16 protein-coding genes and 1 riboswitch are annotated in these 26520 nt (G+C 58.1%); of the genes, 14 read left to right on the top strand and 2 right to left on the bottom strand.

The features are described from left to right. A complete protein-coding gene (folP, locus tag U9R25_11355) occupies nt 1-894 on the bottom strand; it encodes a dihydropteroate synthase (GenBank protein ID MEA3336499.1) in 894 nt (297 codons plus the stop codon). A gap of 254 nt (nt 895-1148) precedes the next feature. Next, nucleotides 1149-1347, top strand: a riboswitch (cobalamin riboswitch). 144 nt (nt 1348-1491) lie between these two features. On the opposite strand from folP, the gene U9R25_11360 reads away from it, so the two are divergent. From U9R25_11360 to U9R25_11420, 13 genes are all read left to right on the top strand, one after another. Next, complete coding sequence (locus U9R25_11360) at nt 1492-3744, top strand: prenyltransferase/squalene oxidase repeat-containing protein (GenBank protein ID MEA3336500.1); 2253 nt, start codon at nt 1492-1494, stop codon at nt 3742-3744. A 44-nt stretch (nt 3745-3788) separates the two neighbouring features. Further along, nucleotides 3789-6089, top strand: a complete 2301-nt coding sequence (locus tag U9R25_11365; GenBank protein MEA3336501.1) for an ECF transporter S component — start codon at nt 3789-3791, stop codon at nt 6087-6089. Beyond that, nucleotides 6086-7165, top strand: a complete 1080-nt coding sequence (locus U9R25_11370) for an energy-coupling factor transporter transmembrane component T (GenBank protein MEA3336502.1) — start codon at nt 6086-6088, stop codon at nt 7163-7165. The genes U9R25_11365 and U9R25_11370 overlap by 4 nt, the downstream gene beginning before the upstream one ends. Before the next feature lie 328 nt (nt 7166-7493). Further along, nucleotides 7494-9134: an efflux RND transporter periplasmic adaptor subunit gene (locus tag U9R25_11375; protein ID MEA3336503.1), complete on the top strand. Its 1641-nt coding sequence runs from the start codon at nt 7494-7496 to the stop codon at nt 9132-9134. Between the two features lie 83 nt (nt 9135-9217). Next, nucleotides 9218-9976: an ABC transporter ATP-binding protein gene (locus U9R25_11380; GenBank protein MEA3336504.1), complete on the top strand. Its 759-nt coding sequence runs from the start codon at nt 9218-9220 to the stop codon at nt 9974-9976. Next, the gene (locus tag U9R25_11385; protein MEA3336505.1) at nt 9973-11193 is read left to right on the top strand and encodes an ABC transporter permease; all 1221 of its coding nucleotides are present in this window, start codon (nt 9973-9975) and stop codon (nt 11191-11193) included. Before U9R25_11380 ends, U9R25_11385 begins: the two co-directional genes overlap by 4 nt. 193 nt (nt 11194-11386) lie before the next feature. Beyond that, nucleotides 11387-12085 carry an ABC transporter ATP-binding protein gene (locus tag U9R25_11390; GenBank protein ID MEA3336506.1) on the top strand — a complete coding sequence of 233 codons (699 nt, stop codon included), beginning with the start codon at nt 11387-11389 and terminating at the stop codon, nt 12083-12085. A gap of 8 nt (nt 12086-12093) precedes the next feature. Beyond that, the gene (locus tag U9R25_11395) at nt 12094-16083 is read left to right on the top strand and encodes an FtsX-like permease family protein (GenBank protein ID MEA3336507.1); all 3990 of its coding nucleotides are present in this window, start codon (nt 12094-12096) and stop codon (nt 16081-16083) included. Nucleotides 16084-16462: 379 nt separating this feature from the next. Then, nucleotides 16463-18136: an SH3 domain-containing protein gene (locus U9R25_11400; GenBank protein MEA3336508.1), complete on the top strand. Its 1674-nt coding sequence runs from the start codon at nt 16463-16465 to the stop codon at nt 18134-18136. Nucleotides 18137-18301: 165 nt separating this feature from the next. Next, the gene (locus U9R25_11405; protein ID MEA3336509.1) at nt 18302-19825 is read left to right on the top strand and encodes an efflux RND transporter periplasmic adaptor subunit; all 1524 of its coding nucleotides are present in this window, start codon (nt 18302-18304) and stop codon (nt 19823-19825) included. 20 nt (nt 19826-19845) lie between these two features. Then, complete coding sequence (locus tag U9R25_11410; protein MEA3336510.1) at nt 19846-20562, top strand: ABC transporter ATP-binding protein; 717 nt, start codon at nt 19846-19848, stop codon at nt 20560-20562. Continuing rightward, nucleotides 20559-21869, top strand: a complete 1311-nt coding sequence (locus U9R25_11415; GenBank protein ID MEA3336511.1) for an ABC transporter permease — start codon at nt 20559-20561, stop codon at nt 21867-21869. The genes U9R25_11410 and U9R25_11415 overlap by 4 nt, the downstream gene beginning before the upstream one ends. Nucleotides 21870-21940: 71 nt before the next feature. Beyond that, nucleotides 21941-22909, top strand: coding sequence for a hypothetical protein (locus tag U9R25_11420; GenBank protein MEA3336512.1), 969 nt, complete (start codon nt 21941-21943; stop codon nt 22907-22909). A 102-nt stretch (nt 22910-23011) separates the two neighbouring features. On the opposite strand, the gene U9R25_11425 is transcribed toward U9R25_11420, so the two are convergent. Then, nucleotides 23012-24679 carry a DEAD/DEAH box helicase gene (locus tag U9R25_11425; GenBank protein MEA3336513.1) on the bottom strand — a complete coding sequence of 556 codons (1668 nt, stop codon included), beginning with the start codon at nt 24677-24679 and terminating at the stop codon, nt 23012-23014. Between the two features lie 667 nt (nt 24680-25346). Here U9R25_11425 and U9R25_11430 point away from each other — a divergent pair. Beyond that, nucleotides 25347-26519 carry a mandelate racemase/muconate lactonizing enzyme family protein gene (locus U9R25_11430; GenBank protein ID MEA3336514.1) on the top strand — a complete coding sequence of 391 codons (1173 nt, stop codon included), beginning with the start codon at nt 25347-25349 and terminating at the stop codon, nt 26517-26519. Nucleotide 26520: the final 1 nt, after the last annotated feature.

Genomic DNA, 26520 nt, shown 5'->3' on the forward strand with positions numbered 1-26520 from the left:
TCATGGGATACCCTGTCCGCCACCCCGGACGATGGCATCGGTCATACGAGCGATTCGGGACATCGATTGCACGTCGTGCACACGCACGATATCCGCGCCGCGGTCGATGGCGATCGCTACGGTGGCAGCCGTTCCCTCAAGCCGTTGATCCGTTGGCAGGCCCAGTGTGTAACCGATGAAGGATTTGCGACTGGGACCCACCAGCAGGGGATACCCGAGATCGCGCAAGGCGTCCAACCGGTCAAGCAATTCCAGGTTCTGGGCAACCGTCTTTCCAAAACCAAGGCCAGGATCGAGGATGATTTGATCATCGGGGATACCGGCAAGATGAGCCAGTTCGATGCTGATCGCGAGCTCTCGTTTGATATCCTCGATCAGGTCCTCGTATTCGACGCCGACGTAACGCCCACCCAGAGCTGGGTCGATCCGGGCATGGTCGCGCCGGCTGCGGTTGTGCATCAGGATAACAGGTGCACCCGCCTGGGCAGCAACGCGGGCTATCGGTGGATCCAGGCGAAAGCCCCAAACATCGTTGACGAAACTGGCGCCAGAAGAGAGCGCGGCCTCCGCGACCTTTGCCTTGGAGGTGTCCACCGAGATGGGCAGGCTCACCGCTTCTGATAGCCCCCGAATGACAGGGACTACCCTCTGCAATTCCTCATCGGTACTCACCGCATCAGCGCCAGGGCGGGTGCTTTCGCCGCCGACATCGAGCAGATGAGCCCCTTCTGCCTGAAAACGCACTCCCTGGTCTATTGCTGCAGTTATCCAGGCCTCCTTCAGGACCAACCCGTCGCCCGAAAAGCTGTCGGGCGTGGCGTTGATGATTCCCATGACATAGGTCTGGGTGCCCCATTCAAATGTGTGTCCTCGGACAATGAGTGATGGTTGCATCGTACTTTGGTGTGACTGGCGGACCTGGTGGCTGATAGCCAGATTTGGGGCCAAACGGCGATAGATGGCTCAGATAATTATAATCGTGTATCAAGTTTTGGCAACCGGACGACTTGCCGGGGTTTTGTGGCGGTAGGGGTAGGGTCTCCCAACTCTCCGTCCACATGCTGCCGCAGCCGCTTTGAATTTCATGACCATGTCTTGACAGCACAATCGGCCTGTGTTATAGTCACCTTGATTGAATTAATAACTGAATGATTTAGGCCGTTAGTGGTGCCCTAAGGCCCGATGCCCGGGGCATAAAGGCGAAGCCGGTGGCACGTGTGCTGTACCGACCGAAAGGCTGTGCACGTGGAGTCCGGCGCTGTCGCGCAACTGTGATCTGACGGATAGCATTTTTCAACGAGCTATCCCAAGTAAGCCAGGACGACCGCCACTTAACGCCCGCCAACAGACCTTCGCATGAAAGGAGGGCGGATCTTAGCCAAAAACAGGTTAGCAAATCCTTCGCAGGATGCCTACCGCATAAGATCAACACCAACGCCCGACCCTCCGTCGGGCATTTTTTGTGCATTTTCAAGGAGCAAGGAACAGGATATGAAACCCAAGACGGCTGGCGCACGTTTTGTCAGAGTGGCAATGATTGCCGCCACTTTGAGTATTACGTTCTTTCTCGTCATCATGCTGCAGAGCAGCATGGCTGGTGAGCTAACTACCGAGGATATCAATCGGGCTGACGTCGTGGTCGATCTGGGTGATGGTCATAGTATCACCCAGCGTGTTTCTTTTTCGACCACCCAGATTTCCGGTCTCGAGGCGCTGCTGCGCACTGGTCTCAATGTCACCACCGCTGAATTTGGCTTCGGTACGGCTGTCTGCGCCATCGAAGGGGTCGGGTGTCCTGCCACCGATTGTTTCTGCGAAACAGAAAATTTCTGGGGGTACCAATACTGGGAGGAGGGCGGTTGGCAATCATACATGGTCGGCGCCGCTGATTCCAACGTGAGCGATGGCGGCGTAGAAGGTTGGGCGTGGGGACCCTTTGGCAATACACCACCTGCCATCACCTCCGAGATCCTGGCTGCCAATGCGGCGCTGCAATGGATCGCACCCCAACAGGAGACCGATGGCAGCATTGGCCACAACGTGGGCGCGACGCTGGATGTGATCCTGGCTGTAGCCGCAGCCAACCAGGATCCGGTGACCTGGCGATCGTCTGAAGGTGAATCGCTTGTCGACTACGTCAAAGCGGAGGGAAGCGTCTATGCCGGTCAAACAGCCGCAGGTGCCGGCAAGATGGCCGTGGGAGCAGCCGCAGCCCATCAAGACCCTGCCGCCTTCGGCGATCTGGATCTGGTCGACATACTTGACGGCCACTACGATTCCGGCACAGGCGCTTTCGGTGCGAACAACCAGGATCAGGGCTTTGCTCTCCTGGGGTTGGCGGCTGCTGGTGAGATGGTGCCCGAAGCAGCGGTCCAGCGGCTTGTCAATGACACCAACCCCGACGGCGGCTGGGGCTGGGCCGGCGGCGTTCCCAGTGATGTCGACAGCACGTCACTGGTCATCGAGGCGTTGATTGCCGCCGGGCAATCGGCAACGTCGACAGTCGTCGTGAATGCACTGGACTACCTTCATGATGTTCAGATGACCAACACGGACGGTGGGTTTGCCTCTTCCCCCGACCAACCCTGGGCGGTTGACAGCAACACCAACTCGACAGCCTTTGCCGTGCAGGCCATTTTGGCAACGGCGGGGGATCCATTGAGCAACGCCTGGGCGATCAGCAATACCCATCCCATTGGCTTTTTGTTGGGGCAGCAGCTGCCTGACGGCGGCTTCGTGTATGTGGACCCACCGGCTAATCTCTTTGCCACGCAACAGGCTCCCCCGGCGCTGGTTGGCAAGCCATTTCCCCTGTTGAGCCGGGCCGTTGCACAGCGCAGGGCCCTGGCCTGGATGGATGGCCAACAGCAGGCAGATGGCAGCTTTGCGGGCTTCAATCCCGGGGCCACCATTGATGCGGTTTTTGCGATCGTGTCCGCCTCACAGAATCCCCTCGACTTTGTCAGCAGCCAGGGCAATACACCGCTGGACTATCTGGCGATAGAGGGGCCTGCTTACGCGGCTCAGGGCGCCAACGCTGCTGGAAAACTGACACTGGGTGTCGTTGCTGCCGGCCTTGATCCTGGCAATTTCTCAGGTATCAACCTTGTGGATGTGCTCTGGGGCTACTTTGCACCCGCTACCGGCCAGTTCGGCGCTGGCACGACGTGGGATCAGGCCTTTGCCATGCTTGGCCTGGTTGCTGCAGGAGAGACGCTTCCCGACGAGGCAGCCCAATACCTGCTGGACATCCGATCAGCCGGCGGCGGCTGGGGCTTTACCGCCAATTCTGACACGCCTGAGGTTGACAGCACGTCAGTATCCCTGCAGGCATTGGCGGCGACGGGCGTCAATCGACAGAATGAAGGTGTCGCGGATGGCCTGGCTTTCCTGTATTCCCAGCAAAATCCAGATGGAGGCTTTCCCGGCTTTGGCGGTGAGACCAGTCCAGGCTCCACCGGACTGGCTCTTCAGGCGATAGCGGCCTGCGGTGAGTCCCCGGTTGATCTGAGCTGGACCAGGATTGTCACCGACGGCACATCGAGCCGGTTGACTCTGCGCACACCGTATGACAGCCTGCTGGTCATGCAGAGTCCCGAGGGTGGCTTTCCCGGCTATACTGGCTCCAACGATCCCTTCTCTACCTATCAGGCCCTTCCTGGGCTGGCCTTCAAGGCACTGCCTCTTAGCCCTCCGGGCAGGGTATTCTTCCCGGTTGTCGGGGTAGTAATGGCCAACCGGTAGCGGTTTGAACGCCAACAGAGCTTAGGATGAAACAGAGTCGCCAGGTGCAAAAAAACTCTCGCCGTCAGCAAGCTGGCCCCCATTGGGGCGGGCCTCTGCCGGCGCGCCTGGCGACCCTGGTAGCGCTGGCATTGTTGCTTCTGGCATTGCCAGGCAGCGCAGGGGCCCAGGAGGCGTTTCCCCACCACGCTGGCCTGGTCATCGACTTCGGGGATGGCGCTGTCTATTCTGCCTGCGTCGACCTTGGGCCCGACGGTGAAGCCACCGGTGAGGAGGTGCTCCAGGCGTCCGGTTTCGATCTGCTTATCGAGTACAGCCCGATGGGTGGCGCCGTCTGCAGGATCGACCAACAGGGCTGCGACTTTCCTGGCCAGCCCTGCTGGTGCGAATGTATGAGTTCTCCCTGCGTGTATTGGGCCTACAATCACCTGGTGGATGGGCAGTGGGTCTATTCCAGCGTGGGAGCGAGTGTTTTCACCGTTCAGACCGGTGGAGTGGAAGGCTGGGCATGGGGTGAAGGCTCCATCAGCGTAGGGGCGGCACCGGCCCTCATCTCCTTCGATGACATCTGTGAAGCGCCGACGGCGACTACGACGCCATCGGCGACCCAAAGCCCAACGCCGACGGCTACCAGTACCTCTGTGCCGACCGAGACGCCGACCGCAACTGCTACGCAAAGGCCCACATCTACCTGGACCCCTGAACCAAACAATACGCCGCTGCCAACCACAACCTGGACCGCAACCCCAACATCGGCCTGGACCCCGCTGCCTGCGGACACGCCGTTGAGCCAGGCAGTGACTATCGATACAGCTACTCCCGTTCCTACTGCTACATGGACAGCTTCGCCTACGCCATTGCCAACGGAGCCGCTGCCCCCCTCGCCCACGGCGACCGCCGTTGACCAGCTGATTGCTGCGGTGCCTGCCGGTCTTGCGCCACCAGGGTCCGGCGATCAGAGACGCATAGTCAACGCCGGCAATAGGATAGAGAGAACGTTTTTGCCACTGCTTGCGTATAGCCGTCCGATCGATAATCCTGCGCCGGCAGTCATCCCTCCGGCTCCCCTATCCGCGGCCCTGTCACCTCGCGTCCCCTCCACGCAGATCGAGGGGAATGTTTCTGAGCCGGCACCGCAGGCACAGGCCTCTGGCAAGGTAGTCGTGAGGCAAGACGATCTGACCCTGGTCAAATTCAGTCGTGAGCCGGCGCGTCTGCTCAGGCTGGAACCTTCTGAAACTCAGGGCCATGCCCTGGCTCATGCCCAGTCGAGCCAGACCCGGGCCGCGGTCGATTTTTCTGCCACCCTGTTGATGGTCGCTGGATTAGCGCTCATTTCCATTGTCATTCGTTGGATTGGGAGAGGCAGGCCGCTGCGACCACATCCTACTATCCGAACATCGATCCCTGTGGGGAAGTGGCAAGGGTCACTATCCACGGGCGCCAAAACATCGCAGACAATCAGCCTGATTATCTACGGCCTGGCGGCAGCTATCGGGGTCCTGGCGCTGATCTCTCCCTTTTTAGGAACGGCGATCGAGGCCACTGGCATAACGGCTGGGCCCACCGGCAATGGCCCGCTGTTGTTGATGCTGTTGATCGGGTTGGCTTTCACCGCGCTGCTCCTGGACATCCAGAGCCAGGCCGTTACCAGTAAAACAATGGCCCTGTTGGGTGTGTTGGTGGCGATCAACGCTGTGCTTCGTTTTGTCGAGGTTGGCATACCCGGGCCTGGTGGCTTCAGCCCGGTGTTCTTCCTCATCATCATGACCGGCTATGTTTTTGGTGGTCGCTTTGGTTTTTTGATGGGATCGTTGACCATTCTGGTGTCAGCCCTGATCACTGGCGGTGTGGGCCCCTGGCTGCCGGGACAGATCTTTGCCGCGGGATGGGTAGGTCTGACGGCGCCGCTCATGCGTCCTGTGGTTCGTGTTGTCGGTGGACAACCGGGCAGTTGGCGCGAGGTGGTGGCACTGGCGGTTTTTGGCGGTCTTTGGGGTTTGCTCTTCGGTTTGATCATGAATCTATGGTTCTGGCCCTTTATGGCAGGTCCTGCCGATCAGTACTACCAGGCGGGTCTCGATCTTTCCAGCACGATTCAACGGTACCTCACTTTTTACCTGACAACCTCCCTGATATGGGATCTGCTTCGCCTGGCAGGCAACGCGCTGTTGATTCTGGTCTTTGGTGCAGCAACCCTGCGAGCGCTTCGGCGATTCCAGCTTCGCTTCGATTTCGACTATCAGCCCATTCCCGAGGATGAATTCGCTGGAATAAATCGCCCGGTCGGGGGTGCTGCTCCTGCGCCCTTGATGTCGTGGCAGGGTCGGGAGGGCACCCTGTGATCCATCCGGGGGCATGGTTGGCATGGCTGGTGGCTGCCATCGTGGCCCTGTCAGTTACCCGCAATCCCGCTTACCTGTTTTTCATTTTGGGTGCTATCGCAATCACCGTGGCTGTGCTTCGCCCCCACTCCAAGGCGCCACCCCTTCCCATGTCCCTTTGGCGGTTTGGCCTGATCATCGTAGTGTTTTCTGCCCTGTTCAATGCCTTCACCTCTCATTTTGGAGCGACAGTGCTGTTCAGCCTTCCGGAATCCTGGCCTCTCATCGGCGGAGAAATCACCCTTGAGGGGCTGGTCTTTGGTGTCCTGAACGGCCTGGTGCTGGCAGGCTTTCTCGCTGCCTTCACCGTTCTCAACCTGGCACTTCCGGTTCACTCACTGGTCCGGATGATCCCGAGGGCCTTTTACCCGGTTGCAGTGGTCATTTCTATCGCCGTGGCCTTTGTGCCCAACACCCTGGCCCAGTTCCAGGCCGTGCGTGAGGCCCAGACCATGCGGGGACACCGGGTTCGGGGTCTGCGGGACTGGTTACCCCTCTTCATGCCGGTGCTGATTGGGGGCCTGGAACGGGCTATGCAACTGTCAGAGGCCATGACAGCCCGCGGCTTTGGCGGTACGGGGTTGGATTCCAGGAGCGATCAAAACAGACGTGGTCTGCTTCCGGTCCGTCTTTCGCTTTTGACCGGTCTTTTTTGCGTGTTAGCTGGTCTTGCCCTGCGCTTGTTTGGCGTATCGATGTCCGGTACCCTGCTCCTGTTGGCTGGCAGTGCACTTCTGATTCTCGCTCTGTGGATGCAAGGGCGCGGTGTCCGGCGCACCGTGTATCGCCCTGCCAGATGGGTTCTCCATGACTGGTTCGTTCTCGTGGGTGCTGCCCTCGTCGCGGTTGTTTACCTGTTCCCCCTGCCCGGTCTCGATCGTTCTTCCCTGCATTACTCTCCCTATCCTCTCCTCAGTTGGCCCGATCTAAACTCGTGGATAGTTCTGGCGACGGCGGGATTGTTGGTGCCGGCCAGCATCCTGGCACGGGCCAGTTTTCGGCGCGATCCGCTGCGTCCCGACGGGGCCAGTGCCTGATTTTTCTGCAGTACTCAAACGCGTGTACGGGCAACCCATTCCTGGCAACTTCGATCTCGGCCAAACGATTTCCGTACCTCGCACCATGTACCTCAGCTAACCATCGGTCTGAGAATGGGTCGCCCCTACCGTTGACTTCCCCACGAATGCCAACCAGATGACGCTGGTCATGGAGGGGTATGACCGCGGGCACTATTGCCGGCGGTCTGTCTCTGTTATGATGGACTCGTAGATTGTGGAAAAGCCATACAATGCCGCGTTTGTGGCATGATCGAATTGAAGACGGAGGTGACGCAGGCTGCCTTGTCCCTAATGGAGGAGAATGACGATGACGGAAAAAAAGAGTAGCGCGAGACGCCGGCGCTGGCCATGGATTGTTGGAGCCGCCGTCCTGTTGATCGGAGTTATTGTGGCCGCCCCTGCGATCGTCGGTCCGGTGGTTAACGGAGAAGCCAGGGCAGCGACTAATAGCGAGTCGGCACAGATGGTCACCGCGTTTATCGGTGATCTTTCGGCAAGCGCGAGTGCAACAGGAAAAGTGTTGCCCCACCGCGAAGCGAACCTGAGCCTGGAAACCGCCGGCACAGTTGCCGAAGTTGCAGTCGAGGAGGGTGATGTGGTGCAGGATGGCGATGTCCTGGTACAGTTGGACACGACCGCGCTGCAGCGGGCTGTGACCTCTGCCGAGCAGAATCTCATCATCCAGGAAGCTAATCTGGCAGTGTTGTTGAACGGTGCAACGGCCACCGACCTGGCATCTGCGCAGGCATCCGTGGATAGCGCCAGCGCCAATCTGGAGAAGGTTCAGGATGGTGCCGAGGCCGAAGATATCGATGCCGCCCAGGCCAACCTGCTGGCTGTTCAGAAGGCTTACGCCGAACTGGTGGCCGGGCCCGATGACAATGTCGTGGCTCAGGCTGAAGCCAATCTCAGGAACGCCGAAGCAATCCTCAAACAGACCCAGTCCAACTATGACGAGGTCTCCTGGCGGTCAGATATCGGCAGGTTGCCCCAGGCGCTGGAACTGGAGAAGGCGACCAATAGCTACAACGCTGCCCAGGCGAGTTACAATTCGGCGATAGAAGACGCGTCGGCCGATCGCGTCCAGCAAGCCCGGGCCAACATCGCCCAGGCTGAAGCCAATCTTCAGAAGTTGTTGGACAGTCCGACGCCCTCCGAGTTGGCGGCAGCCGAGGCGCAACTCGCCAGCGCCGAGGCCCAACTCACTGGTCTGGCCGATGGTGCCACGATTGAAAAGATCGCAATCGCTGAGGCCCAGGTGACCCAGGCCAGGGTGAACCTGGAGGAGGCTCAGGAGAAACTTGGCAAGGCCACCCTGCGTGCTCCCTTCGATGGTATCGTAACAGCACTGCATGTAGCCGAGGGTGAGATGGCCAGTGGCCCCGCCGTGGGCCTGGCTGACAGCAACAGCCTTGAGGTTGTTCTGGACGTGGACGAGGTCGATATCGGCGATCTGGCTGTGGGCCAACCGGCCACCATTTCCCTGGAGACCTGGCCCGACGTGGAGATCGACGGAGAAATCGCCTCGATCGCTCCCCAGGCCACCAGCAGCACCAGTGCCATCGTATCATACAAGGTATATCTGAGCCTGGGCCAAACCGATCTACCGGTCTTGATCGGCATGACGGCCAATGCGGATCTCGTCACCGCCGCCAAAGACGATGTGCTTCTGGTGCCCAACCAGGCCATTACGCCTGACCGGGAGACTGGCACCTACTATGTCAACCGTGTAGCATTCGACGATGAAGGCGCCATGATAACTGAAGAAGTCGAGGTGACGATCGGTCTCAAGGACAGTGGCCATACAGAAATCACCAGTGGAATCCAGGAAGGTGATCGCCTCTCTCTCAATACGATTACTGCATCATCGGAGGAAACCGGTGGCAGCATGTTCATGCCGCAGAGGCCCGGTGGTGAGAATGGCGGTGGGCCTTTTGGCAGCAGGTAAACAGTGAATAGTCAACAGTGGTCAGTGATCGGACTTCAGTTTGTGACCCGACTGATCACTAAACACTGTCCGGAAGGACAAAAATGATTGAATTAAAAAACATCACGAAACTATATGAAATGGGAACGCAGACAGTTCATGCCCTCCGTGGGGTCGATCTGACCATTGATACGGGTGAGTATGTCGCCATCATGGGCCCTTCGGGCTCTGGAAAAAGCACATTGATGAACATTATCGGTGCCCTGGATCTGCCCACCAGTGGCATGTATAAGCTTGATGGCATCGACGTCAGCGATATGACCGATGACGACCAGGCCAGAATTCGCAACCAGCGCATTGGGTTCGTCTTCCAGCAGTTCAACCTGCTGCCGCGAACCTCGGCGCTCAAGCAGGTGGCATTGCCCCTGATGTACGCCGGTTTTGGCCGCAGCGAACGCAACGAGAAGGCCAGGGAGGCGCTGCAGATCGTCGGGCTGGGCGATCGCATCGATCACAGGCCAGATGAACTCTCGGGCGGGCAGCAGCAACGGGTTGCGATTGCCCGGGCTTTGGCTGTGGGACCTACCATTATCCTGGCCGATGAGCCCACTGGCGCACTGGACACCCAAACCGGCAAGGAGATCATGGGTATCTTTGAGGGTCTGAATAACCAGGGAATCACCATTGTCATGGTCACGCACGAGGCTGAGGTAGCCAACAGAACAAAACGAAAAATCTGGATTCGGGATGGACTGATCGTGCCCAACGAGCATGACATTGCCGCGAATGGCACCGCGATCCAAGCGCACAATGGGGTCCCGTCTCAGGTGCAGATCCCGCAGGCCAGTGAGGTGCTGGTATGAATATCTCAGAAAGCTTCATGACAGCGCTGGACAGCATTGTAGCCAATAAGCTGCGCTCTATCCTGACCATGCTGGGTGTGATCATCGGCGTTGCGGCAGTCATCGCCCTGTTGTCCATCGGCAATGGGGTCAACGCTTCGATCACCGACGAAATCAACTCGGTTGGAACAAACCTGATAAACATCTCACCTGACAAGGAAAACAGTGGCGGATATCCACCGCTCAGCATGTCCGATGCTGAGGCGCTGGCCAACCCGCTGAACGTGCCCGCGCTCTCCAATGTGGCCGCGATGGTACAGGGAAGCCAGGAGGTGGTCTATAATGGCGCTGCCTTCGGTACCTCAGTCATCGGGGTGACCCCCAACTACTTCGCTGTCAACAACCTGGATGACTTCCAGGCCGGCGATGGCATCGTGCAAAACGACCTGGACAACAGGGAGCGGGTAGCTGTCGTTGGCGTGGATGTGGTCACCGAGCTCTTCGGCGAGGAGTACCCCGTCGGTAGATCGGTCAAGATCAACGGTGTGGACTATGAAATCGTTGGCGTGTTGGAAAGCCAGAGCGGATCGATCGGCGGAAATCCTGATGAAAACGTTTATGTGCCGCTTACCACGGCTCAGTCCCGTCTGTATCCCGACCGCACCCGCACGGGCGAACTGGCTGTCAGCAGCATCTCGGCCCAGGCGGTCAACGAACAGCAGGCGCCTGCGGCCGTCGATCAGATCACGGAAGTGCTGCGCGGGCAACATGATATCGCAGTGGGCGATGAGGACGATTTCAGCATTTTCAGTCAGACGGACCTGTTGGACACCGTCAACGAGATTACGGGCATCATGACAGCCTTTCTGGGCGCCATCGCGGCTATCTCGCTGCTGGTGGGTGGGATTGGCATCATGAACATCATGTTGGTAAGCGTCACCGAGCGCACGCGGGAGATCGGCATTCGCAAGGCTGTCGGTGCTCTGAAGCGCGACATCATGGCCCAATTCCTGTTGGAATCGATGGTTGTAAGTCTGTTAGGCGGCTTCCTGGGCATTGTCCTGGGCATACTTCTGGCCACCGGGGCAGCCAACGTACTGAATCTCTCTACAATTATCTCACCGGATACTGTCATCCTGGCCACCGGCTTCGCCGCCGGCGTGGGCCTGGTGTTCGGTATCTACCCCGCCTGGCGGGCTGCCAGCCTCAGGCCGATCGAGGCGCTGAGGTATGAGTAGTGGACAGTGGGTAGTGGTTGGTGTATAGTGGCCAGAAATCGGAAAGCCGTGAACGGTGATCAGTATTCAGTGGATAATTCGGCGATTTCACCGTTCTGATAGCCATTATACAGTAAACTATGTTCAGGACGGGCCACGGGTTACCTATTACCGATCACTGATCACCACTCACTATCCACCAGAGCGTATGCGTATGGAACAACCTATCATTGTTGCGCGGGAAGTTCAGAAATCCTTCCGCACCGGAAACCTGGATGTCCACGCCCTGCGGGGTATCGATCTGACTGTGGACGCGGGTGAGATGGTGGCCATCATGGGGCCATCAGGCTGTGGCAAAACCACCATGCTCAACTGTCTGTCAGGGTTGGATGAGTTTGACTCTGGCGAGGTGTTGATCGAGGGTGTTGATCTGCGCCTGATGGGTGATCGCCCGCGCACCTCCTACCGCGCCGAGCGGATGGGCTTTGTCTTCCAGACATTCAATCTTCTGCCTGTAATCTCGGCTGTCGAGAACGTTGAACTGCCACTGCTGGTCAGTGGCGTCAAACCCAGAGAAGCCCGGGAGCGGGCCTACGACTCTCTGGACCAGGTGGGACTGTTCGATCGGGCCAGACATCGACCGGCAGAGCTCTCCGCCGGTCAGCGCCAGCGGGTGACGATCGCCCGTGCTCTGATCAACAATCCGGCCATCGTGTGGGCCGATGAACCCACCGGGAACCTGGACAGCGAGACGGCTGACAATATCCTCTCCTTGCTGCGAACCCTCAATGAAGAACAGGGCCAGACCCTGGTGATTGTAACCCATAACCGCGAGATTGGGGAGCTTTGCGACCGCATCGTGCAGATGCGAGATGGGCAAATCCTCGCCAACGGACCGGACGAGCAGGCCTAGGGGGCACAATGTCATTTGTCGATACCCTGGCCGCTGTTCTGCTGGCAGGGGTTGGTCTGATCCTCCTATGGCTAATGGTGGCGGCGATTCGTAATCCCGTTTTGATAAAACTGGGGCTACGCAATATCCCGCGCCGTCCGGCCCAATCAGCCTTGATCGTCGTGGGGTTGACCCTGAGCACGATCATCTTCATGAGCTCGCTCAGCCTGGGCGACACGCTGAATTACTCCGTTCAGCGCAACGCTATCGACGCCTACGGTGCGGTCGACGAGATCATCGCGCCACCGATTCTCTCCCTGCTGGCAGGGGTTGGTGGCGGCGATGCGACCATCGACGATCCAACCACTGAAGCCGAAGAAAACCTGAATAGCCTGCTGGAAGGGGGGCTGACCAGCCTGCTGACGATACTGGAAGGCGGTCTTTTCGGCATAAGTGAAGAACGTTTTCAGCAATTACGGTCTGAAGCCGCCGAAGAGCCGCTGATCGATGCCGTGGCGGGGTCGATTATCTTTCCCACCATCATCCGGGATGTTAACAGCGGTCAGGGCGAACCATTGGGCTTCATCTTTGCGGTGGATAGCGAGTACGATGAGAATTTCGGGCTTACTACGATCGATGGTGAACCGGTGCAGATCGAGAGCCTGGCGTCTGGCGTTGGCAACATCTTCGTCCAGGTTTCCAACCTGATCGATCTTGTGGAAAGCGCGGGGGCCGATCTCGGACTGGAGGGATTCAGCCTGTCAGATGCCGTGATTGCTGTTGCCGGGAGCGCGGCGGCATTGACCGCTCTTTCAGATGAGGGAATCGATCTTGCCGATCTGGATATCGACCTGGAGACCCTGCAATTTCTTGGTGTTGATACGGCGCCACTTGAGGAAGCCGGGATCGATTCCTTGAGCCTGGAAACATTGGGCCTGGACGAGCCACAGTTGGATGCGTTGGGTGTCACCACGACAACCGTGAGTCTGGAGTCCCTTGGAATCGATGTTTCTGGTGTCCAATCGACGGCATCGGACCTGCTGGCTGGCTTCAATCTGAATACTCTGGGCGGGGATATCGACAGCGCACTTGGCCAGGTCGGCCTGCAATTGCGCCAGGGTGACGTTTATCTGAATCGATTGGGCGCCGACCAACTTGATGCCCGCGTGGGCGATGTGGTGGAAGTCTATATCGGACCGATTCCCATCCGCTTTCGAGTCAGGGCCATCGTCGAGGCGGCGGGTCCCATGGGTGCCTTGCTGCCGGTGGTGATGATGCCGCTGGATGAGGCGCAGAAGCTGCTGTTCATGGATGGAAAGATCAACAATGTGTTGGTTTCCAACCTGGGGGATGAGCAGGAAGGACTGGTCCACACGGAGGCGGTCAGCGAGCGCCTGCGTGTGCTGGCGCTGGATCCGGACGCGGTAGAGAGGGTAACAGCTATCCTGCGCCGGCCCGCGGTTATGCGAGCTGTGCAAGCCAGAGCCTTTCAGCCCTTCGATGAATTCGGTGATGGTTTTCATAGGCCGCCACCTATCGTCGCCGACTTCATTCGGGATGCCGCCGGCTTCGATGAACTGGGTCAACAGATCGAAACCCTGCCGGCCGAACTGGAGACACCAGGTATCAGCGATGGATTGCGTGTATTGTTGGCCAGTAATGGGGTCCGCCAGTGGTTGACCGGACTGGATCTGAGTCCACAGGATGCCCTGGACCTCGACCAGGCACTGCGCCAGCTCAACGAGTTCGATCTGCTTGATCCGCTGAGTAAATCCACCATTGTTACAGCCGCCAACGTAGGTGGCACTGTGTTCACATCCATGTTTACGCTGTTCGGAATGTTGTCGATCCTGGCAGCCATACTGCTCATCTTCCTCATCTTTGTCATGCTGGCAGCTGAGCGCAGGAGCGAAATCGGTATGGCGCGGGCTATCGGCGTGCAGCGCAGCCATGTTGTGCAGATGTTTGTCGCCGAGGGTGTGGTCTACGACCTGGCCGCCGCGGCCCTCGGTATCCTTCTGGGATTGGCTGTCTCCTATGCCATGATCGGTTATATCGGGGGCCTCTTCAACGATGTCGTCGGTCTGCTGGGTGGCCAGAGCAGTGTCTTCACCTTTCACTTCAGAGGAGTTCCCAGTTCAATTGTTATCGCCTATACGGCAGGGGTGATTCTTACTTTTTTCGTCGTGGCTTTAGCATCCTGGCGGGTCAGTCGCATGAACATCGTGGCAGCGATGCGGGATCTGCCCGAAAGCACCAGCCGCGGTAATGGATCAACCGCAGGTAGGCTGTTGAGATTCTTGCTCGGTCCTTTTTTGCTTCTGGCAGGCATTCTGCTGATTGTGATCCCCGCTGAAGTCGAAGGGAATCGCGTCAGGCTGGCAGTAACTTTGCTTCTGGCAGGCAGCAGTTTCCTGGCTGGTTCTTTGCTGGGGCGCACGCGGTTGCGCAAAGAGAGCATCCGACGTGTTGTCTACACGATCATTGGCCTTGGCCTCGTGTTGATCTGGGGCGTGCCGTGGCTGGACTGGCTTGGAGTTTCCAGCAGCCTGTTCGACCAGGACCTCGGCTTAGCAGGGCTGACCTTTGCCCTGACAGCGCCGCTGGTGATACTGGGAGCAATCATGGTTGTGATGTTCAATGCCGATGCCTGGACGGGAGCGATCAATGGTCTGCTGGGAGGCATCGGCGCGCTTTCTCCCGTGTTGAAGACGGCTATTGCCTATCCTCTGAGCTCGCGCTTTCGTACGGGCATGACCATGCTGTTATTCGCCATGGTCATCAGTACGGTGACAATCATGTCGGTGGTGATCGAGGCCACCGAAACGCTGGTTGAATCTGACGGCGCGCGCAGCGCAGGATTTGAGATTGAAGCCGGTTTTTCCCTGCTTAGCTTCTTCGATCCGATGGAAGACCTGGAGTCTGAGATCAAAACCAGTACAGAATTCTCTGGGGAAACCATCGATGCCGTTGGCAGTGTTACCGATCTGTTTATTGAGGCGCGGCAGGCTGAGGAAAGCACAGAGTTGGCTGATTTCTGGGGTAACACTCAATTTAGCGGCTTGAACGAAGGTTATCTGAATCAAGCAGAGCAGTATTACATCTTCAGGGCACGGGCTGCCGGTTTCGAAAGTGACGCCGACGTCTGGCAGGCCCTGCGCGAGAGGGATGACGTCGTTGTTGTCACCAGCGACCTGGTCTCCGATCGCTTTTCTTCCTTTGAGCGAGTCGGCCCACACGGCCGGGGTCCCGGTTTTGAAGGTGGGTTTGGCGGCTTTTTCCGTCTCGACGCTATCGATCCGGATGGTGACACGTTGCCTGAGATCCACCTGGCGCTGCGCCAACGGGAGGGACAAGGGACCATGCAATCGGTCCAGGTTATCGGAGTGCTGGAAGATGAGAAGACACTGGCCAGTGGCTGGATCCAGGGCAACGTCCGTGTCCTGGAAGCCGTGACCGGGGAGGCGGTTGCACCCGATAGATATTACCTGAAAGTAAGTGACGGCGCCGACGCCCGGCGGGTAGCCGCCGATCTGGAGCGGGCGTTTTTAGGCAACGCCCTGGAGGCGAGCCTCCTGACAGACAGCGATTTCGCCATCCAGGCCGCAACGCGAGGCATGTTGCAGCTATTCCAGGGTTTTCTGGCCCTTGGCCTTCTGGTGGGAATCGCTGCACTGGGTGTGATCAGCACGCGAAGCGTGGTGGAACGCCGCCAGCAGGTGGGCATGCTGCGCGCAATTGGTTATCAATCGAATATGGTGGCCCTCTCTTTTCTGCTGGAATCGAGTTTCATTGCCCTTACCGGGATCTTGATCGGGGTAGCGGCCGGCGTGATTCTGGGTGGTGACATCGTATCGGTCTTTTATGGGACCATTGCGCCCGATCAGAGCTTTGCCATTCCCTGGTCACAGATAGGTTTCATTGTGCTGCTGGCATATCTGTTTTCCTTGTTAACGACCTTGCTGCCGGCCTACCAGGCATCGCGCATCTACCCCGCGGAAGCATTGCGCTACGAATAGCGCTGGAATCGAACCCGTAAATGGGTCCCATTTCATTAGCCTTGATGTTGATCATTGGTTTAGTCACAGGCGCGTATCCTTCTCTAAAACACTACCTTCATAATTGCTGAACAGAATTGTTTTATTCTCATTTTAGCCTTTTCGGTCAGGCTGGCCGATCGAACTTGCCTGGAACCCATCTGCTCGCGTGACAAGGGTGTCCATGGTCATGCACGGCCATGACCGCAGGCACTATCGTTTCATTCGTTTTTTCGGTAGACTGAATGGCATGACGCGACAAGGGTGTGCCCCCGTTTTTGGCAGGTTTTCCCTTGAGCGAGCAACCGGACCCGGAAATACCCAGGTGTTTCCAGGTCCTGGCGTTGAATGGAGGTTACCAATGATACAAAAAGCTTTCGTGACAGCAGTTCTTTTGACAATGATGTCGTTTCTGGCTGCCTGTGGAGGGGTTGGCCAATCATTGCCGGGCGCGCGGGTCGAAGCCCAAACAGTTGAGTCTCCAGTGGAAGTTGATGCGGACACCACCGGTCGTGTCGCTGTTGAACCCAGCGCGTCTTCTGAAGCGATTGAGGTGGTCTTCCAGCCAGCACACCAATCGCAAGCGACTGCTGCCTTGACCACAGAAACCAAATCTGAAACCGCCGCTGTCGAGATTGAAAAGGAAGAGTACGAGATTGTCGACATTATGCTCAGGGGCACTGCCCTGTCGCAAACGTCAGTTCACGATCTTCCCGATGACGCCTCAGCCGTGGTGGGCCAGTTGGAAGCCAACGACGACGTGATCGTGACCCGGGCTCAGGGGGATTGGTATGAGATCATCTATTTCGGCGATGGCAGTCGCCATGCATGGGTGCCGCAGTTGATGGTAAGCCTGGACAGCCATTCAACAGAGCCGGTTGATCAGATTGCTGAGACATCCGGCCAGGACTCCCAGGAACCCCAACTCATCGAGCAGCAACCTGCAGGTACACAGGGAACCGTGCTGGTATCGACATTGAATGCTCGAAGCGGCCCCGGTACAGAGAGTGCCGTTCTGGGCCGGTTGAACCAAAACGAAACAGTGACCGTTGTGGATCGCCAGGACGACTGGCTGCAGATCGTGTTTGAGCAGGCACCCGGGGACCTGGCCTGGGTCAGCAGTGATTACGTCTGGCTCGAGGGTGAGGAACCACCGATTCTGTCCCAGTCAGCAGTGGTCGTTAGCCCCGACAGTGGATTGCATGGGACGCTGGTTTTTCAAACCAGCAGTGGCGGCGCGATCTACACCTATGACCTCGACAGCGGCGCACTGAATCTCCTGACGCATGGCCTGGATCCCGCGCTCTCCCCCGATGGCCGGCAAGTAGCATTTACCCGCTGGGAAGAGCCGCGCGGCCTCTATGTTATCGATGTCGATGGCAGCAACGAACGCTTATTGCTCGGTGGCAACCTGATGAAGAGCCCGACCTGGAGCCCTGATGGCCAGCAACTGGTCTACAACCAACAGCAGGGTGGTCGCGAATCTCAAACGTTTTTGACTCCCCGTGGCGAGTTCACGATTCCAGCCGATCCATTCTGGCGCCTGCAGGTCATCGGCGTGGATGGCCAGGGATTAGAGGGGGTTGAGGACAAGGAACACAGCTTCAATCCGGCCTGGTCAGATCGTGGCATCCTCTTTGCCGATACTATGAGCATCTACGTGACCGCTCCCGATGGGTCGCCCGGGCTGATATACGAAGGCGCGAATTTCGTTCGAAATCCCATCTGGTCGCCCGATGGGCAGACTATTATTGCCACCATGCAGTTCCACGATCATTGGGAGGTTGTCCGCTTCAACGCCGATGGTTCCGGGTTGACACGGTTGACACAGAATATCGAGGGCGTCAACAGTGTATCGCCAACCTGGTCACCTGACAGCAAGCAGATTCTCTATCTCAGCGACGCAAACGATGACTGGCAGTTGTGGACCGTGGACGTCGATGGCGGTAACCAGACTCCGTTGCTGTCAGACGCATTGGCCGAGATCGACTTCCAGTATGGCTTCATGGCGGAGCATGTAGCAGATTGGCGGTAGACCCTTCATTCTTTCTTAACATATTCCTGCTATAATTCTGAACGAGAACGAACCGATAGGTTCACTTCGTGAGATTTGTAAAAAAAAGAAAACATGGCCTCCGGGAGTTTAGCACAGCAAAAATCACCCTTCCGGAGAGTAGCGAAGACAGGAGAAACAACCCGCATGTCGCGCAAACTGATCATCGTTTTGCTGACTATTGGCATCATCGCTGTTGCGATCGGTGGTTATTATTACTACAACGAAGTCTACGTGGTTGCCCAGGAGCCGGAGGAGCCGCCGATTCAGACCGCGACGGTCCGGCAGGGTGAACTGGTTGTCTCTGCCACGGGTGCCGGCACGGTGATTCCCGTCACCGAAACCAATCTCGGTTTCCGCTCTGGTGGCATTCTCTCGGAACTGCTCGTTCAGGTGGGAGACCAGGTGAAGGCAGGCGATATCCTGGCCCGGGTCGACGACACCGAGTCGCAACTGCAAGTGGAACAGGCCGGGATCAACCTGCGTACTGCCGAGTTGCAACTGGAAAAACTGCTGGAAGACCCCGGAACCGCTGATCTGGCTTCCGCCCAGTCCAGCCTGGTATCTGCGTTGGCTGATCAGGAGTCCCTCCTGACGCCCGCGACCAATGAAGAACTGGCGGCGGCCCAACAGAATCTGCTTAGCGCCCAACAAACCCTGAATGATCTGTTGTCCGGTCCGGCCGATGATGATATGGCCGGCGCCCGGGCTGAGCTGGCTCTGGCTGAAATCGCCGTTCAGCAGGCGCAGTCTGATTACGATAAGGTTGCCTGGCGTTCGGATATTGGGCAGTTGCAGCAATCCGTTGCCTTGCAGGAGGCCACCATCGCTTTTGACAAGGCCAAATCCAACTATGACGCCCAGGCGGCCGGGGCCAGCGCTGACCAGATTTCGTCTTCGCGGGCGCAGGTGTCCCAGGCTCAAGCTACCCTGGATGCTCTGCAGGAAGGGCCTACCGGGCAACAGCTGGCCGCCGCGCAGGCCAAGGTTGATCTGGCCCAGGCCCAGCTCGACTCGCTGATGGAGGGTACCGGCGTTCTCGACATCGAGCTGGCTCAACTGAGCGTGGATCAAGCGCAGAAGAATCTGGATTCTGCTGACAACACATTGGCCGATACAGAGCTTATCGCACCCTTTGAAGGCGTTGTCACCAGCCTGGACTCGCAAGTTGGCGAAAATGTCGGAAGCAGTGCCTTCATTCACCTGGCCGATCTTGGGCAGCCTCTGCTGGAGATATTCCTGGACGAGACAGACCTGGACAAGGTGGCAACCGGCTTCGAGGTCGACGTGGTGTTTGACGCTTTCCCGGATGACACGTTTGTCGGCACCGTGGTTCAGGTGGATCCATCGCTGGCAACGGAGAGTGGCACCACCGTGGTGCGGGCGCTGGTACGCCTCGATGAAGCCTCCTTTGCCAAACCCCTGGTTCTGCCCATTGGCCTGAATGCAACCGTGGAGGTCATCGGTGGCCGAGCCAATAATGCCATGTTGGTGCCCGTCGAAGCGCTGCGGGAGATTACCCCTGGTCAGTTTGCGGTTTTCGTCATGGAAAATGGTGAGCCGAAACTGCAGATGGTAGAGGTGGGACTGATGGATTTCACCTTCGCTGAGATCGTTTCCGGTCTCGAGCGGGGCGATGTGGTCTCCACCGGGATCATACGGACGCAGTAGCTGCCAAAAAAGATAACACTATGACACAGTCTTTTCCCATTATCGAAGCAAAAAACCTGCACAAAATCTACACCATGGGCGACATCGAGGTAAGAGCCCTGAACGGGGTCGATCTACACATTGATCCGGGCGAATTTGTGGCCGTCATGGGACCATCGGGATCGGGCAAGAGTACCCTGATGAACATTCTGGGTTGTCTGGATCGCCCCACCGAAGGGGACTATGTGCTCGACGGTGTAGACGTCAGCCATCTCGACAAGGTGCAGCTTGCTCACATTCGCGGCAGCAAAATTGGTTTCATTTTTCAATCGTTTAACCTGCTGTCCCGCACCAGCGCACTGCGCAATGTGATGTTGCCTCTTGTCTACCGCCGCAACGGCAAGCTTTCACCTGCAGAACGGGAAGAGAAAGCTGTTGCCGCATTGGAAGCAGTCGGTTTGGCGGATCGTATGCACCATGATCCCAATGAGCTTTCGGGCGGCCAACGACAACGTGTTGCCATTGCTCGTGCCCTGGTGAATGATCCTGCATTGCTCATGGCCGATGAACCCACAGGAAACCTGGATACCAGGACGGGTGAAGAGATAATGACCATTTTACACCAATTGCATGGTCTGGGTCGCACCATTGTGATGGTCACCCACGAACAGTACGTTGCCGAGCAGACGGAGCGCTCCATCGTCCTGGTGGATGGACAGGTTTCTCCCGATGGCCGGATGCCGGGAGATGCGCGATGAGCACGCACGATACAACGCAACCGTTGCCAGTGCCCGTTTCTGGCGATCAGGCGGCAGTGGTAGAGTCGGCCGGGGGGCTGATCAGTCCTGCCGAGATCCTGCGAATTGCCTGGGAAGGAATTGCCCGCAACAAGGTGCGCTCGCTGTTGACCATGTTGGGCGTGATCATCGGTGTGGCTGCGGTCATCATCATGATCTCTATCAGTGCCGGCACCGAGGCCACCATTGCCGAACAGATCCAGGGGCTGGGCGCCAACCTGGCGTTCATTCAGGCATCCTTTGGGCGAGGCAGACCGGGGAGCGGCGATTCAGGGCCGATGCTGGTCTACGATGACACCGCGGTCGTGGAGAGTGTGCCTGGTGTGGTGGGCACTGTAGTCGACCAGACCACCGGCAAGACAGTCAAGGCCGATGGAACGAGCTTGACCGATGTGCCGGTGATGGGCACCACACCCGATTTTCCATCGGTGCGCGATGTGGATATCGCCCGGGGACGGTTTTTCAACGAGGTAGAATTAGAACGCAAGGCAAAAGTGGCCATCTTGGGCGCTTCGCTGGCAGAGGAACTGTTTGGCGATGGCGACCCTATTGGACAGCAAGTTACCATCGACACGACCCGGCTTACGGTGATCGGTGTCGCCGATGAAAAGGGCATCGTGGGCAACACCGATTTCGATTCCCAGCTTTACGCCCCGATCACGGTTGTGTTTGATAAGTTCATGCCCAGCCAGTTTGCTCGTTTCATAGGCGATCGGGTCCGCATCATCTATGCCCAGATCGATGAGGACGCTGACATGGAGCAGGTCATTACCCAGATCCAGCTCAAGCTGGCCACCAGCAAGGGCATCTCGGTCGAGGAACTACCGGTCACGATTCAGACTCAGCAGGATATCATCGACACCCAGAGTGCGACAACGGAAGCCTTTCGTAACCTGCTGGCCTGGGTTGCCGCGGTCTCTCTCATTGTCGGCGGCATCGGCATCATGAACATCATGCTGGTCAGCGTGACGGAACGTACCCGCGAGATCGGCATCCGCCAATCGGTGGGTGCCACGCCCAACGACATTCGCTGGCAGTTTTTGACCGAAGCCCTGATGCTCAGCCTGGTGGGTGGCGTGATCGGCGTGATCGTCGGTGTGGGTGGTTCGTGGTTATTCGGCGCTACCGGAGACATGCGCACGGTGATCGTGCCGGCGTCGATTCTGCTGGCCTTTGGCTCGGCGGCCGCTGTGGGTGTTTTCTTCGGATTCTACCCGGCCAACAAGGCAGCGCAGTTGGATCCGATCGAAGCGCTGAGACATGAATAATGATCAATCGTCAACGGTTGACCATTGACTATCGACAATCAACAATTGAGAATTTAATTGGAGTACAAAATATGATGAAACGAACTACGATATTATCCCTTATGCTGGTAGCCATGCTGGCGCTGGCTGCCTGCGGTGCAGGTGGCCCGGAGGAAAGTTCAGGCGAGACGACGTCGGCGGCTGCACCGGCACCTGCTGCCAATGTTGAGAGCGACAAGGTCCGCTTAAACGAAGATCACGCCGACGCCTTGCCCGTTTCTCTCCAGTTGGCCCTGGGCTCGGTGGAACTGGGAGATGGCGATCTGGCAATCGATGAATCTGTAGCCGGCGAGATACTGCCCCTCTGGCAGGCCTATCAGGGCTTGAGCACCAGCGATTCTGCGGCCAAGGCCGAACTTTCAGCGGTTCTCAACCAGATTCAGGACACAATGGGACCTGAGCAGATCGAGGCAATCGTCGCCATGGCGCTGACGTCGGAGGATGTAACGGCCTTTACGGAGGAACGCGGCGGCGCATTCGGGCGCGGCGGTTTTGGCGGTGGCGAAGGTGCAGAAGGCGGCTTGCCAGGCGGTGGGCCTGGCGGCGGTGGTTTGCCGGGTGGCAGACCGGGCGGCGGTGATTTCTTTGGACAGAGTCCTGAAGCTCGTCAGACAGCCATTGCCGAACGGTTTGGCAGCGGTGTGGACCCCATGGTGGCCTTCGGTGAGCGCATGCTGATCAACACGTTGATTCGGGAACTGCAGGTCAAGACTGGTGAGCTCGACGAGGCTGATCTTCAGGTTGCGCCCGATCGTTTCGGCCCGGCCCGCTTTATGGATATCATCAGTGAGGCCAGTGGCATCGCCCTGGAGGCCTTGCAAGAGCAAACAACTGAGGGTGCGACGCTGGCGGAGATCATCTCTGCTAACGGTGGCGACATGGCAGCGGCCGAAGCGGCCCTGACAGAATTCTTTGGCCAGTCTGGCAACATGGAGCCAGAGGTCATCGAGCAGCGAGTATCCGATCTTCTGTACGGAACGGAGGGAACTGGTTCCCCGTAGGATCGACGACGGTCACCATTCCCAAGAATCAAACAAGTCCGCCCGCGAGGGTGGACTTGTTTTCTTGAACATTCGTTTCTATTGAACGAGCCGATTTTCCAACTACGCCCGTTCGATGTCCAGGGAATACCTGCCGAACCGGTAGGCGCCGCTCTTGGCCAGGACCTGCTCCACCAGTTTCTCTGGCACGTCGACCAGCGTATGGTGGTCCTGTATGCTGATCTTGCCCAGGGTGTGGCCGGGGATATCTGCGAAATGGGCCAGTGTGCCAACCACATGGTTGACCCGCAGGCCATCCGAGCGGCCCTTGCTGAGTGTCAACCGTACCATGCCCTGTTCATGAGACCCTTTGCGATGGGATCCATTGTTGGTCGACCCATTGCGTCGGCCTCGGTCCTTTGACCTGCCTGCACGGTTGTCAGCACGCCATGACTGCTTTGGTTGTTTTTTCCGGGCCTGGCCGATAGGGGCGATAGGACGTTGCTTTTCCTCGCCGCGAGCCATTTTCAACGCGACGGCGGCGATGTCGATAGGATCAACTCCCTGGGCTGCCAGTTCGGTCACGATTTCACGCTCCCGGCGGCAGCGGTCTCGCCGAAGCCAGACCTGAATGCTCTCTATCAAAGCCTTTTCCCGGTGTTTCTGAATCTCCTCGATCGTCGGTAACTCGGCGCGGGCGATTTTCTGCCGGGTGTATCTTTCGGTTCTTCCCATGCGCCACAGTTCGCTCGGGGTGACCAGTGAAAGGGCAACACCCGATTTTCCAGCCCGGCCTGTGCGCCCGATCCGATGGACATAGATCTCGGGATCTGGCGGGAAATCAAAGTTGAACACGTGGGAAATGTCGTCGATGTCCAGCCCGCGGGCGGCCACATCGGTTGCGACCAATACCTTGATCTGCTTGCGGCGGAAGCGGTTCAGGACTCGTTCCCGGGCATCCTGGCTCATGTCGCCGTTCAGTGCTTCGGCCGGGAAACCCCGAATCGTAAGCTCGTTGGCCAGCGTGCCGGTACGGGCCCGCGTGCGGCAGAAAATCAAGGCGCTTTCGACCGGTTCGATCTCGAAAACTCGAGTCAGTGCAGCCGTCTTGTCTCGTTCGTTGACCAGGTAATGGCGCTGATCGACGGTGTCCACCGTGCGTTGCTGGCGCTCAATGCTGATGACCTGTGGGTCGGTCATGTAGCGATTTGCCAGGTGACGAATCGCCGCCGGCATGGTCGCCGAGAAGAGGGCTGTTTGCCGGATTGGCGGTGTCGCGCTGAGGATTTCCTCGATGTCCTCGATGAAACCCATGCTGAGCATCTCGTCGGCCTCGTCCAGGACGACCGTCTTGACCTGGCTCAAGTCAAGTACACCCTTGTTGATCAGGTCCAGCAGGCGCCCGGGGGTGCCTACGACAATGTCCACTCCCTTTCTAAGACGACTGATTTGCCTGCCATAGGGCTGGCCGCCGTAAACCGGCAGCACGCCTACACCTTGCTGGCGTCCATAGCCATGCATCGCTTTGGCCACTTGCATGGCCAATTCGCGTGTTGGCGCCAACACGAGGCACTGCACGCTGTTTCCGTTTGGCGAAAGATTGTTGAGAATGGGTAATGCAAAAGCGGCGGTTTTGCCGGTACCCGTTTGGGCCTGGCCGATGATATCCTGGCCGGCCAGCATGACGGGAATCACGGCCGCCTGGATGGGAGTCGGGGAAGTGTAGCCCAACTCAGATACTGTCTGCACCAGCTGTGGATGCAGGTTCAACGCGTGAAATTCGTTTGTCACAATCTACTCCTACTTGTGTTTTTTTGTCAATCCCCTGAGTCGGATAACCCTCGCGGGTTGTCTCCCTGTTGTCTGTCAACAGCCGACCCATCCCACAAGCAAGAGCCTTCTGTCTGCAACAAAAACGCCCGACCAAACTGAGGCGGGCAACCATCCGGAGCATTGAAATCTAGATATCGTTACCGTTGTTGACCCCGAAGGATCATTCCAGGGCGGGATAGTATCACGCTTTCGCGAAATGGGCGAATCTGGGACTCGATCGAACTCGGGGATGGCGTGGCAGGGTATCAGAGTATCGGAGTGCCAGAGTCTCAGAGGAACGCACCTGTGCCTTGTCACCGTGAGCCAGCCGAGCCGTTTGCGAGATCGCCGTGGCAGTCTCTCACTGTGGGCGTAACGACGGTGTTTGCCGCCCAGATCTTGTACGAGATTGCTTCGGCCATTCGACCTTTCCGGAACCGGACACCGCAACGGCATTGCATTCAAGAGATCGTGGTAGCTCGTTCCCTCTGGAGCTTCAATGAGTTCCGTCCCTTGGACAGGCCAAAGTGGCAACCGTTTCCAGAGGCACCCCGGTCTGCGTATAATGGTGTTGAACTTTGGACATTTTCCGGCTCACCGGTAGGCGAAAGTTGCTGCGACCCATTAGAGTACAGGGAGATAGGCAATGCGAATAACCAGGGTGACGCCCATGGTGCTGGGCACCAACTGGCGCAATCTTACCTTTGTCAAGGTGGAAACCGATGAAGGCATCGCCGGCTATGCGGATGCCCGCGTGATCAACAAGGATCGCACCATGCAGGGCTACCTGGCGGAAGCAGTTCCCCGTTACGTTATCGGCCACGATCCCTTTGATATCGAGTTGCTGGTGCAACGCATGTATCGGGAGGACTACGGCCGCGCCGGCGAGGTCACCATGACCGGCATCGCCCTGATCGAACTGGCCTGTTGGGACATCATGGGCAAGGCGCTGGGCCAGCCGGTCTACCGGCTGCTGGGGGGCGCAGTACGGGACAGGATCAAGGCCTACGCCAATGGCTGGTATCGGGTGGAGCGCACGCCCCAGGCCTTTCATGATGCGGCCAAACGGGCAGTTGCCAGGGGATATAGAGCGCTGAAGTTCGATCCATTTGGCGCCAATTTCTTTGAGTTCGCCCGCAGCGAAAAACTCGAATCGGTAGCGCTGGTGGAGGCGGTCCGCGATGCCGTCGGCCCAGACGTGGAACTGCTGATCGAGATGCATGGGCGTTTCACCCCCAGCGGGGCAGTCGATATCGCAGGGGAACTCAAACCGTTTGACCCCGGTTGGTACGAGGAACCGATCCCGCCGGAGAACCTCAAGGCGCTCAAAAAGTTCTCCGATGCCGTGGCTCCCCTGGGCGTTCCGGTGGCAACGGGCGAGCGGATTCACACCCTGCATGAGTATCGTGAGCTCTTTGAGCTGCAGGCGGCTGATATCATCCAGGCCGACATGACTCACTTCGGTGGCTTGCTCAACCTTCGCAAGGTCGCGGCCTGGGCCGACATCTACTATGTGCTGGTGGCGCCTCACAACGTGGCCGGGCCTGTAGCCACGGCTGCTGCCCTGCACTTCGCAGCCTGCACCACCAATTTCATGATCCAGGAGAACTTCAACGATTTCGACGCGCCCTGTGTGAACCAGTCGGCGTCGGGAGTGCCGCCGGTGGTCGACGGCTATTTCTCCCTGCCCGACGGACCAGGCTTTGGTGTGACAGTGCACGAAGATGTGATAGCCGCACACCCGGCGCAAAACCTGCATTTCAGTCTCTACGAAGAGGATTGGCACCATCGGGATGTGATGAGCGAGGAGTTGCCATGAT

The sequence above is a fragment of the Chloroflexota bacterium genome, from assembly GCA_034717495.1.
Lineage (GTDB): Bacteria > Chloroflexota > Anaerolineae > JAAEKA01 > JAAEKA01 > JAYELL01.